The following is an 11,696-nucleotide window of genomic DNA, read 5'->3' as shown; positions in this document are numbered from 1 at the left end:
ACCGTGGGTACACGATGCGTGCCCACGGTGCCCTTCGGCTCGTCTACGCGGTGACCAGATCCTCGACGGGACGGAAGGCGTACGGCAGCCCGAACGCGCCGGGCCCGAACACCGCCAGCGCCTCGGGCGTGCGCATCAGCTCCGGTGTGGAGATGCCCACGACCGTCACCCGCTGGCCGTAGCGCAGCCCCTCGGTGGTGATCGGTTCCGCCTTCTCCGCGTCGAGCACGCACACCAGGTCCGGCACCACACAGCGCGGCTCACCGTCCACCAGCGCCACCAGGTTCTCGTTCTGGAACTCCAGCTCGAGCACATGGTCACCGTCGAACGAGCGCGCCGCGGCCCTGCCTCGCGCGAAGCCGGCCTCGGTACGGCGCTGGACATCGGTCAGCTTGCCGCGGAACAGCACGCGCAGATGCCCGTACAGCGTCGCCGACAGCACCTCCGCCAGGTGCGGCACCGGGTCGGTGTTGCGCTGCCTGGCCTCACGGATCGCGCGGCCCACCGTCAGCGCCAGCGTCAGCGTCCGCGGCACGGCGGTGCGCTTGACGTCGGCGCCCCGCATCGCGTACTCGGCGATGTGCGCGACCCCGCCCAGCCGGATGGTGACGCCGCGCGCAAGCCACTCCATCCTGCGGTTGTCCGGCCCGGTGTCGATCACGGTGGTCTCGCCGCGTTCCCCGGCGACCGCCATCGGCGAGCCGGGAACGCCGTAGACGCCGAAGGTCTCCATCTGCAGTTCCGGAAACGCCCTGCCCATCCCGTCGGCGTCCACCACCGGCAGCCCGGTGCGCGCCGCCACCAGCAGCGGGATCATCGAGTTGATGCCGCCGCACTCGATGGGCATGGTGGCCGTCGCCTTGCGGCCCAGGTGCGTCTCCAGCGCGTGCAGCGCCGCGACCGCCTCCGTGCCGCGCGGCAGCTTCTCGAACACCACCGTCGGCGCGCCCATCTGTGCCGTGGGGATCACCAGGGCGTCGTCGGCGACCTCCTCCGGGTCGAGCACCGTCACCGGGCCGTACTCGCGGATGGCCTCGCGCACCAGCAGCCTGCCCACGTACGGGTCGCCCCCGCCGCCGGTGCCGAGCACGGCGGCACCCCTGGCGAGATCGGTCAGGTGCTTCTCCGTCAGCAGCCAGCTCACCGCGCCAGCACCACCGGATCGAGGTCGTAGCCGAAGTAGCGCGGGCCCGCCAGCTCCACCCCGCCGGGCGAGTGCCAGCGCGGGTCGGCGGGCGCGGCGATCACCGTGAGCCGCTGCCCGAACCGCAGCCCCTCGGTGGTCACCGCCTCGCCGGACTCGCGATCCAGCGTGCAGATGAGGTCGGGCACCGACGCGACGGCCGCGCCGTCGCGCTCCGCGACCAGGTGCTCGTTCTGGAAGCGCAGCACCAGCTCGGAGCCCGCGTCACCGTCCGTTCCGGCCAGCCGGGCCTCGCCGCGCGCGAACCCGGTGACGGTGCGCCGCGCGACGTCCACGACCTTGCCGGTGAACAGCCGCTGCCCGGCCAGCCGGTCCACCACGGCGGCCACCGGGTCGGCGTGCCCGGCGCGAGCCGTGCGCGCCAGCGCGCCCAGCTCCGCGCACAGGGTCAGCGTTCCCGGCACCAGCGCATCGCGCGCCTGCCGCCCGGACATCGCGTAGGTGCTGATCATCGCCGAGCAGCCCATGTCGATGGTCGCGCTGCGGGCCAGCCGCTCCGCCCAGTGGTTGTCCACGGTGTCCAGCACGCCGCGGTTGCCCTTCTCGTCGGCGATCGACATGGGCGTGGCGCGCACGCCGTAGAGCGTCGGCAGCACCATCTGGATCTCCGGGAACGCCCTTCCCATGCCGTCGGCGTCCACGAGCGGCAGTCCCAGCTGCGCGGCGGCCGCCACCGGGATCAGCGAGTTGACGCCGCCGGCCTCGGCGCAGGCGATGTGCGTCAGCTCGCGGCCGAGGTAGGTGGCGAGCGTGGTGGCGGCCAGCCCCACCTGCTCGGCCGACGGCAGCTTCTCGACCATCACCGTGGGCGCGCCCATCATGGCCACGGGCAGCACCACCGCGTCACCGTCCACCTCGTCCAGCGAGACGAGCGGCACGGGGCCGTGCGTGCGCAGCGCCGAGGTGGCCAGCAGCCTGCCGATGTAGGGATCGCCACCGCCTCCGGTGCCGAGGACCGCGGCACCGGAGGCGATGTCGCCCAGGTCGTCCAGCGTGATCTCGCGCATGTGCTCAGTCCCCCAGCTGCAGGTCGCCGACGGCCTTGGCCCTGATCCGGGTCGCGTTGCCCGGCAGGTAAGGAATCGGCACCTCGTCGAAGTCCACGATGTCCACACTGGACGGGCTCGCCCCTGCCGCGATGGCGCGGTCCAGCGCCTCCTGCTTGGCCTCGTCCACGACGGCGTCGCGGCGGCCGGGCTCGATCGCGTACACCCGGTCGACCTCGCCGCCGATCTGTGCGATGGCCGCGCCGATCGCGTTGGCCACCGCGTAGTGCTCGGGCCGGTGCACCCCGCCGACACCGGCCAGTGTGTCCGGCAGCAGGATGGAGCCGCCGCCGACGGCCACCACCGGCAGCGGCTCCGCCGACGTGCGCATGCGGTCGACGGACTCCGCGGCGTCGGCCGCGATGCGGTCCAGCGCCGCGCGGACGAGCTCCCGGTCCAGGTGGGCGACCCGGGAGGGATCGCCGATCTCGGCGCGGCCCGCGGCCACCGCGATGTCGGTGGCCGTCAGGGTGTCGCCGCCGAACACCAGCGCCTTCGCCGTGAGCTCGTAGCCGACCGAGTCGGGGCCCACCGTGACGTCACCCGTGCCACCGCGTACCCGGCTGCCGCCCCCGATGCCGATGGAGAGCACGTCCGGCATCCGGAAGTTGGTGCGGATGCCGGCAACGCTCACGTCGGTGGTGGCCTCGCGCGGGAAACCGTTGCCCAGAACGCCGACGTCACTGGTCGTGCCGCCGACGTCGACCACGGCGCAGGTGTCCACACCGGACAGGACGGCGGCGCCACGCATGGAGTTGGTCGGCCCGGACGCGAACGTGGCCACCGGGTAGCGGCGCGCGAAGTCGACGTCCATGAGCGTGCCGTCGTTCTGGCTGAGGTACAGCGGCGCGGTGATGCCCGCACCGCTCACCGATGTCGCGAGCCCGTCCACGATGTGCGCGGCCAGCTCACGCAGCGCCGCGTTGATGATCGTCGCGTTCTCCCGCTCCAGCAGGCCGATCCGGCCGATCTCGTGCGAAAGGGAGATGGCCACCTCCGGCAGCTCGGCGGCGATCACCTCCGCGGCCCGCGTCTCGAACTCGGCGTTGACCGGCGAGAACACCGAGCTGATCGCGACGCTGCGCACCCCGGCGCGGCCCATCTCGTCGGCGGCCTTGCGCAGCTCCGCCTCGTCCAGCTCGGCGATGTGCCTGCCGTCGAACTCGTGGCCGCCGTGGCACAGGTAGGAGCGCCCCGAGATGGCGTCCACCAGCCGGGCAGGCCAGTCGACCATCGGCGGCAGCGACGCGCCCGCGGGCAGGCTCAGCCGCACCGCGGCGGTGGGCGCGAGCCTGCGCGCCTCGACGAGGGCGTTGATGAAGTGGGTGGTCCCGATCATCACCGCCCGTACCTGCGCCGGGTCGAACGCCCGCTGCGCCTGCAGGCCGTCGATGGCGGCCACGATGCCGGACGTGACGTCCTGCGTGGTGCTCGTCTTGACCGCGGCGAGCACCTGACGGCCGTCGAGCAGGACCGCGTCGGTGTTGGTGCCGCCGACGTCGATGCCGATACGCACTACTGGGTTCTCCTTACCGGGTGACGGGTGCGGACTGCTGTGCCTGCTCGGTGCGGCCGGAGCCGACCCCGCGGACGAGGCCGAGCTTGCCCGCCACGACGTAGAGCACGAACGCGACCACCAGCGAGTTGATGCTGGGCAGCCCCGCCTCGACGTAGCGGCCGACGAGCGCGGCGACGAGCCAGATGAGCAGGGTCGCGGGCACCCAGTTGGGCGCGCTGGCCGGGACGGCGCCCGCGGCCTTGGCCGCCTCCAGCTCGCCGCGCCAGCGGCGCACGATGAAGTACTCGGCCACCATGATCCCCGCGATCGGCGGGAACGCCACACCGAGAACGATGAGGAACTCGGTGAACGCGTCGAGGATGCCCGCGGCGGCGAGCACGCTGCCGAGAACGCCGATGACACCGGTGACGACGCCCCGGTGCAGGCGCTTGCCGAACACGGTGCCCGCGAAGTTCACCACGCCCAGCCCCGAGGAGTACAGGTTCCAGTCGTTGATCTTCACCGTGCCCGCGATGATGACGAGGATGCCGACCCAGCCGACCGACGAGGTGACGATCGCGGTGATGTCGGCGGTGCGCACGGCGTGGGCGAGCAGCACCCCGGCCAGGCCGATGACGTACTCACCGACGGTGATGCCGACCAGCGTCTGCTTCACCACGTCGCCGACCGAGCGGTTGAACCGGGTCATGTCCGGGGTGATCACCGCGCCGACGATGAACCCGCCCGCCACCAGCGTGGTGCCCTGCAACAGGGTCAGCTGCGGCCCGGCCGGGGCGGAGGACACCAGTTCGCCGACGTCGTGGCGCGCGAGCTCGGAGGTGATCGACCAGCCGACGAGGATCAGGAACGCGGGCACGGTGACGTAGGCCGTCCAGGCCATCGAGTGGAAGCCGCGCAGCACGATGGCGGTGACGATCAGGCCGAACACCAGTGCCCACGCCCACTCGGGCAGCCCGCCGACGAGCGCGACGAGGCCCTGGGCGGACACGGCCGACTGGATGCCGAACCAGCCGATGAGGCTGATGCCGATGACCAGGCCGATGAGGGCCGACCCGGCCCGGCCGAAGCCGGTCCAGCGGGCGAGCATCGACGTCGAAAGGCCCTCGCGGACCCCGATGACGCCGACGAAGATGGCGACGACCTCCAGGATCACCGCGCCGAGGGTGAGGGCGAGGAAGGCGCTCCAGAAGCTCATGCCGAAGCCGAGCGTCGCGCCGAGCAGGAACTGGCTCAGCGCCGAGACCTGGCCGAAGCGCTGCACGGCGACCGACCACCACGAGTAGCGTGCGCTGGCGGGGACCCTGGTCAGGGCGTAGTCGTCAACACCGACGGACGAGGCCATGCCGACCTCCTTTGCGACGGGGGAGTGTTGAGCGGTAACCGTAAGGTGTGCTCGCCGGGCCGTCAGTGTGCGAAATGCACACCTGCTGGGTGACGACTGTGCGAATCGCACGACGGTTCACGTGGGCGTCACACGGGTAGCCGCGAGAGATCATGGATGCCGACACCAAGCGCATCGACGAGGCCACCCGGATCACCCTGCGGCCGATCGCGAGCCCGCTGCCGCTGGGCTTCCTCGCCTTCGCGATGGGTTCCGGGCTGCTCAGCATGGAGCAGTTCGGGTTCTTCGGGACAGGTCAGGAGCACAACACCATGCTGCTGCTGGCCGTGTTCATCTTCCCGATGCAGCTGCTGGCGAGCGTCTTCGCCTTCCTCGGCAGGGAGCCGGTGGCCGCGACCGCGCTGGGCGTGATCGCGTTCTCCTGGCCCGCGACGGCGCTGGTGACCGTGCTCGCGGACCAGGGCGCGACGAACCCGCTGGCAGGCGGGCTCAGCGCGGTGATCGCCCTCGTGCTGGCACTGCTCGCCGCGCCGGGGCTGCAGGGCAAGCCCGTCGTCGGGACCGTGGTGACGCTCGGCGCGGCCCGCTACACGCTCAACGCCGTGTTCGACTTCACCGGCAGCCACGCGGTGGAACTGGCGTCGGCCTCGGTGGGTGCGGTGATCCTGCTGCTCGGCGTCTACGGCGGGCTGGCGCTGGTGCTGGAGGACACCGCCCACCGCACCGTGCTGCCGTTTCCCCGGCTCGGTGAGGCCCGCCGGGCGCTGGAGACCGACCTCACCGACCAGGCGTCGACGGTCACCCGCGAGGCAGGGGTGCGCCGCCAGCTCTGAGCAGCGCACCCCGGCACCCGGCGACGCCGGCGGCCGCGGCTACCTGCCGACGCGGGTGCTCTCCGGCGGACCGAGATAGCTCGGCTTCAGGCCACCCGTGTCCACCACCAGCTTCTGCACCACCACCGTCGGGTCGACCATCCAGATCTTCACCGTGTGCACGCCCGGCCGGTCGAGCACGTGCGTCGTGACCGTGCGGTTGACGTTGTCGGAGGTGTTGCGCTCCCACTGCTTGTTCATCGCCGTGTCGTCGGCGCCGGTCTGGGCCGTGATGTTGACGATCCGCGGCGGCTGGTCGTCCACCGAGATCGCGTAGCGCAGGCCCTCCGGAGACAGCACCGGGTTGCGCGGCGAGAGGTGCGCCCAGATGTCCACCGGCCCGCTGCTGAACGTCGTCATCGTGTACTCCAGGTGCGGGCTGCCCGGCTTGGGGGTCCTGCTGTCGGCCGTGACGGGGAAGGGCTCCATGCCGTCACCGGTGCGGCCGATGTCCGGGATGCGTTTCCACCACACGCCCTGGCCGTCCACCGCACGCGTGTGGTGCGCGGCCTCCATGGACACGTAACCGTTCGCCTCCACGAATCCCCGTAGCCGGTGCGGGGGCGTCGCCGGCTTGTGCACCACCGCGTCGACCCGCACGCTGCGCCCGGCCCCGGTGATCGTGAGGGGCACGGTGGTCCTGCCCTGCGGTGCCCGCGCCCAGTCGATGCGGACCTCCGCCCGCACCTGCTTGTCCACGGTCCCGCGCGCCTTGCCGAGATGCACCCACGGCGCGCCGGCCTCGATGCGGTAGCCGAACGGCACCGAGCCCCGGTTGAACACCTCGACGTACTGCCGGGGCTGGCTCTGGTACGGGCTGAACTCGGGCAGCACCGCCCGCCCGCTCGCCCGCGGCCACCACTGCGCCGAGCCGTCGATCGCCACGCCCAGCTCGGCGCGCTCCGGCAGATCGATACGCTTGACCTCGGGGAACACCTTGTCCGGCAACGCGACGTGGTCCGGGGTCTGCGGCTGCTGCCACGGCGCGTCCGGCCCGTAGCGCTCCACGTCGCCGTAGCCGATCTTCGGCTGCGTCTGAAAACCGTTCCACTTCCCGCCCGCCAGTTCGGTGTTGTAGTAGTCCGACATGGCCTGGTCCTCGGCGAACCGGGCCGCCGTCTCGTCGGCGAGGTCGTTGGTCGCCGCGCGGCCCTGCTCGGCGTAGAGCAGGTTGGTGAACTCCGCGAGCCGCAGCTCGTAGAGGTTCGCCGTCGCCTTCACCTGGTACAGCACCAGCTGGTAGTAGGCATCCGCGTACCGCGGCGGCAGCAGGCGCCCGATCCGCTCGGCCCTGGCGGCAAGCCGAGTCCACTCCTCGGTCACCCGCTCGATCTCGCGGTAGTCGGTGAGGCTGAACGGGCTGGCCTTGTCGTCGTAGGTGACCTGCTTTGTCTCCCGGTCGAAGCTGATGCGCCGGTTCAGCAGCTCCGGCTTGCGCCGCGACTGCAGGGTCGCGTACTCGTGCAGCACCTCGGCGATGGGTCGGGACAGCTCGGGGCCGAAGTTCTGCGCGGCGTACTGCCGTTCCCACTCGTCCAGCCGCTCGAACGGCCAGCGGTCGGGGTTCCACGCGTAGTCGAGGAAGAACTGCAGGGGCAGCTCCTCGTTCTTCATGTCGCCCACATTGACCACCCACAGCCGGTCCACACCGTAGCTGTAGGCCTGGTTGAGCTGGTCGGCGATGTTCGGCAGCAGGTTCGTGTCCACCCACTTGTAGTTGCGCCCGCCGCCGACGTAGTCGTAGTGGTAGTACAGCCCGTATCCGCCGCTGCGCTCGGGCAGGTCCTTGCCGGGCAGCTTGCGCATGTTGCCCCAGTTGTCGTCACAGAACACCACGGTGACGTCGTCGGGAGGGCGCAGGCCCTTGTCCCAGTACCGCTGCACCTCCTTGTACAGCGTCTGCACCTGCGGGATCTTCGTGATGTCCTGCTTGGACACCTCGGCGAGGATCCTGCGCTGGGTGGCGATGATCTCCTGCATCAGCTCGATGCCGTCGCCGTCGGGAAGGCTGACGTCGCCGTTGCCGCGCATGCCCAGCGTCACCACGCCCTCGAAGTCCTCGCCCATCATGCGGCGGATGCCATCGGCCCAGTACTTCTTGATGGCCTCGGCGTTGCGCCGGAAGCTCCACTCGCCGTTGCCGCCGTAGGGGTCGGTGCCCTCTCCCGCGTGCCGGTTCCACTCCTCGATGCCGCGCATCATCGGCGCCTCGTGCGAGGTGCCCATGACGATGCCGTACTCCTTGGCCGTCTTGTGGTTCTCCGGGTCGTCCTCGGCGAAGGCCCTGCCCCACACCGCGGGCCACAGGTAGTTGGCCTTCAGCCGCAGCATGGTCTCGAAGACCTTGGCGTAGAAGTCGCTGTTGAAGCCGTTCGGGTGGCCGGGCGCCTTGCCGGGCCCGAAGTACCGGGGCGCCCAGGTGCCCAGCTGCGGGTTCTCGTCGTTGATGAAGAAACCGCGGTACTTCACGGCGGGCGTGCCCTGGCTGTGCCTGCCCGGAAGCACGTACAGCTCGTCGTGTTGCCTGGGCGGCACGTCGTCCCACCAGTACCACGGCGACACGCCGATGTTCCTGGACACGTCGTAGGCGCCGAAGATCGTGCCCCGCTGGTCGCTGCCCGCGATGACGAGCGCGCGGTCGATGCCGGGCAGGGGGTGGTGCACGACCTGCTGCAGCGACGTCTCCCACCTGCCCGCGACACCGCGCACGTCGAGCTTGCCGTCACGGACGAGCCGGTCGATGAGCGGGCTGTGGCCGAGGGTGCCGACCAGCACCGGGTGGGAGTCCTCGGGCACGGTGCCGGTCGCGACGGCGGGCCGCACCCCCGTGACGCGCTCGACGTCCTCGGCGAGGTCGCCCGCGACCCGCACGACCCCGGGGTAGTCGTGGTCGCTGACCACGATCGGCGCTGCCTCGCCGCCGGCCACGAGCGGGAACCGGCCGGGTCCGGGGTCGGTGGTGACGTAACCGCCCGGCCCCGGTGAGCGGCTCGCGCTCGCGGTCTCGGTCGCGGCGGCGGGAAGGGCGGTGACCGCGCCGGCGAGGATCAGCAGCGCCAGGAGGAGCCGCAGGGGTGAGCTCTTCATCGTCGAAGTCTCCGTACACGTCGGTAGCGTCGAAACTTTTCGGAAACACCGCGGTCGTGCACGAGCCAGTGTGGCGGAATGTGGGGAGGAATCAAGCCTCTTTTGGGGTTCGAAACTTTTCGGCACGACGCGGCTGCTTGTTCCTGACGAGAACGTGTTCTAGTTTTGTGGCAGTCGAGGAGCGGAGGTGCTCGGTGCCAGGCCGGGAGCTGCGGCAGGACGGGAGCGTCGTGCTCGTCACGGGCGGGGTCAGGGGCGTCGGCGCCGGAATCGCCCGTGCCTTCCTGGATCGCGGCGCCACCGTGGTGACCTGCGCGCGCACCGAGCCCGCCGAGGTGCCCGGTGAGTTCGTGGCCTGTGACGTCCGCGAGCCCACTCAGGTGGCCGCGCTGATGAAACGTGTTCTTGATCGGCACGGGCGGCTCGACGTGCTCGTCAACAACGCGGGCGGAGCACCGTACGCGCGGGCCGCGGAGGCGTCGGCCCGCTTTCACGAGAAGGTCGTCGGGCTCAACCTGCTCGCGCCACTGCTGGTGGCACAGCACGCGAACGCCGTGATGCAGCGGCAGGACACCGGCGGGTCGATCGTCATGGTGAGCAGCGTCAGCGCCCGGCGGCCGTCGCCGGGCACCGCCGCCTACGGCGCGGCCAAGGCGGGGCTGGACAACCTCACCGCGAGCCTCGCCGTGGAGTGGGCGCCGAAGGTGCGGGTCAACGCGCTCGACGTCGGCATGGTGCGCACCGAGCGGGCCGCGCTGCACTACGGCAGCGAGGCCGGGGTCGAGGCCGTGGGCAAGACGGTGCCGCTGGGCAGGCTCGCCGAACCGGCCGAGGTCGGCGACTGCGCCGTGTTCCTCGCCTCGCCGCTGGCCTCGTACGTCACCGGCGCCACGTTGCTCGTGCACGGCGGCGGCGAGGTGCCTGCGTTTCTCGCCGCGGCGGACGTCAACCAGGAGGAGGGTTCGTGACCGGGGTGTGCCAGGACCGCGTGGTCGTCGTGACCGGCGCGGGGCGCGGGATCGGGCGGGCGCACGCGCTCGCGTTCGCCGCCGAGGGCGCGCGGGTGGTGGTCAACGACGTCGGCGTGGCGCTCGACGGATCCACGACCGGCGAGGGGCCCGCCGCCGACGTGGTGGCCGAGATCGAGGCCCTCGGCGGCGAGGCGGTCGCCAGCACCCACGACGTGGCCGACTTCGCGGAAGCCCGTGCGCTGGTCGGCACGGCCCTCGAGCGGTTCGGGCGGCTCGACGTGCTGGTCAACAACGCGGGGTTCGTGCGCGACCGGATGCTCGTCAACCTCGGCGAGGACGAGTGGGACGCGGTGATCCGCGTGCACCTCAAGGGCCACTTCGCGCCGCTGCGGCACGCCGCCGAGCACTGGCGGGCCGAGACCAAGGCAGGACGCACGCCCAGCGCGAGGGTCGTCAACACCAGTTCCGGCGCGGGGCTGCTGGGCAGCGTGGGCCAGGCCAACTACTCGGCAGCCAAGGCCGGCATCGCCGGGCTCACCGTGGTGGCCGCCGCCGAGCTGGCCCGCTACGGGGTCACCGTCAACGCCATCGCGCCCGCGGCCCGCACACGCATGACCGAGGAGGTCTTCGCCGCCGACATGGCGCGCCCGGAGTCCGGGTTCGACGCGATGGCGCCGGAGAACACCTCGCCGCTGGTGGTGTGGCTGGGCAGCGAGGCGTCGGCGCACGTCACCGGCCGGGTGTTCGAGGTCGAGGGCGGCCGGGTGTCGCTGGCACAGGGCTGGCGGCACGGCCCCGCGGTGGACAAGGGAGCCCGCTGGGAGCCCGGCGAGCTGGGGCCGGTGGTGGCCGAGCTGCTGGAGAAGGCCCCCGAGCCCGAACCGGTCTACGGAGCGTCGTGATGGGCATCGTCAGCGAGCGGACCGAAAGCCACATCCAGGTGGTCACCGTCGACTACCCGCCGGTGAACGCGTTGCCCGTGCGGGGCTGGTTCGAGCTCGCCGAGGCGGTGACCCGAGCCGGGCAGGACCCGGACGTGCACGTGGTGGTGCTGCGCGCGGCGGGGCGCGGGTTCAACGCCGGGGTGGACATCAAGGAGATCCAGCGCAGCGCGGGCTACGAGGCGCTGGTGGGCGCCAACCGGGGCTGCCATGCCGCGTTCGGCGCGGTGTACGACTGCGCGGTGCCGGTGGTGGCGGCGGTGCACGGGTTCTGCCTCGGTGGCGGCGTGGGCCTGGTGGGCAACGCCGACGTGGTGGTGGCGGCCGACGACGCGACGTTCGGGGTGCCGGAGGTGGAGCGGGGTGCGCTCGGCGCGGCCACGCACCTGGCGCGGCTGGTGCCGCAGCACCTGATGCGCGCGCTGTACTTCACGGCGCGCACCGTCACCGCCGCGGAGCTGCACGAGTTCGGGTCGGTGTACCGGGTGGTGCCGCGCGCGGAGCTGGACGAGGCCGCGGTGGACGTCGCGCGCGACATCGCCGCCAAGGACCCGCGGGTGATCCGCGCGGCCAAGGAGGCGCTCAACGGCATCGACACCCAGCACGTGCACCGCAGCTACCGCTTCGAGCAGGGGTTCACGTTCGAGCTGAACCTGCTGGGCGCTTCCGACGAGGCACGGCAGGCGTTCCTGGACGGGAAGGCGACAGGGTGAC

General features: G+C 71.8%; 9 protein-coding genes. 4 read left to right on the top strand and 5 right to left on the bottom strand.

Annotated elements, in window-relative coordinates; all coding sequences use genetic code 11:
• Positions 1-43 precede the first annotated feature (43 nt).
• The 4 genes from BAY60_RS26395 to BAY60_RS26380 are packed head-to-tail and all read right to left on the bottom strand — an operon-like array spanning position 44 to position 5,111.
• Positions 44-1,144 (bottom strand): S-methyl thiohydantoin desulfurase family protein, encoded by a 1,101-nt coding sequence (locus BAY60_RS26395; protein WP_112283940.1) that lies wholly within the window; start codon positions 1,142-1,144, stop codon positions 44-46.
• Entirely contained in the window at positions 1,141-2,211 is a 1,071-nt protein-coding gene (locus tag BAY60_RS26390; protein WP_112283939.1) for an S-methyl thiohydantoin desulfurase family protein, read from the bottom strand. The genes BAY60_RS26395 and BAY60_RS26390 overlap by 4 nt, the downstream gene beginning before the upstream one ends.
• A gap of 4 nt (positions 2,212-2,215) precedes the next feature.
• A complete protein-coding gene (locus tag BAY60_RS26385) occupies positions 2,216-3,766 on the bottom strand; it encodes a hydantoinase/oxoprolinase N-terminal domain-containing protein (RefSeq protein ID WP_112283937.1) in 1,551 nt (516 codons plus the stop codon).
• A gap of 13 nt (positions 3,767-3,779) precedes the next feature.
• On the bottom strand, positions 3,780-5,111 hold the full coding sequence (locus BAY60_RS26380; RefSeq protein WP_112283935.1) for a purine-cytosine permease family protein: 1,332 nt from the start codon (positions 5,109-5,111) through the stop codon (positions 3,780-3,782).
• A gap of 152 nt (positions 5,112-5,263) precedes the next feature.
• On the opposite strand from BAY60_RS26380, the gene BAY60_RS26375 reads away from it, so the two are divergent.
• Positions 5,264-5,944 (top strand): acetate uptake transporter family protein, encoded by a 681-nt coding sequence (locus tag BAY60_RS26375; RefSeq protein WP_112283933.1) that lies wholly within the window; start codon positions 5,264-5,266, stop codon positions 5,942-5,944.
• Between the two features lie 39 nt (positions 5,945-5,983).
• On the opposite strand, the gene BAY60_RS26370 is transcribed toward BAY60_RS26375, so the two are convergent.
• Complete coding sequence (locus BAY60_RS26370; protein WP_112283931.1) at positions 5,984-9,070, bottom strand: glycosyl hydrolase 115 family protein; 3,087 nt, start codon at positions 9,068-9,070, stop codon at positions 5,984-5,986.
• Positions 9,071-9,264: 194 nt separating this feature from the next.
• Here BAY60_RS26370 and BAY60_RS26365 point away from each other — a divergent pair, with 194 nt between their 5' ends.
• From BAY60_RS26365 to BAY60_RS26355, 3 genes are read left to right on the top strand one after another with little or no spacing between them, the layout of a single operon-like run.
• On the top strand, positions 9,265-10,038 hold the full coding sequence (locus BAY60_RS26365) for an SDR family oxidoreductase (RefSeq protein WP_170160559.1): 774 nt from the start codon (positions 9,265-9,267) through the stop codon (positions 10,036-10,038).
• Positions 10,035-10,943: an SDR family oxidoreductase gene (locus tag BAY60_RS26360; protein ID WP_112283930.1), complete on the top strand. Its 909-nt coding sequence runs from the start codon at positions 10,035-10,037 to the stop codon at positions 10,941-10,943. The genes BAY60_RS26365 and BAY60_RS26360 overlap by 4 nt, the downstream gene beginning before the upstream one ends.
• The gene (locus BAY60_RS26355) at positions 10,943-11,695 is read left to right on the top strand and encodes an enoyl-CoA hydratase family protein (protein WP_112283928.1); all 753 of its coding nucleotides are present in this window, start codon (positions 10,943-10,945) and stop codon (positions 11,693-11,695) included. Before BAY60_RS26360 ends, BAY60_RS26355 begins: the two co-directional genes overlap by 1 nt.
• The last annotated feature ends 1 nt before the right edge of the window (position 11,696 follow it).

It is taken from the genome of Prauserella muralis, from assembly GCF_003202285.1.
In the GTDB taxonomy this organism is placed as follows: Bacteria; Actinomycetota; Actinomycetes; order Mycobacteriales; family Pseudonocardiaceae; genus Prauserella_B; species Prauserella_B muralis.
Note: the sequence above shows the minus strand (reverse complement) of the source record. Positions and strands in the feature narration are given on the sequence as shown.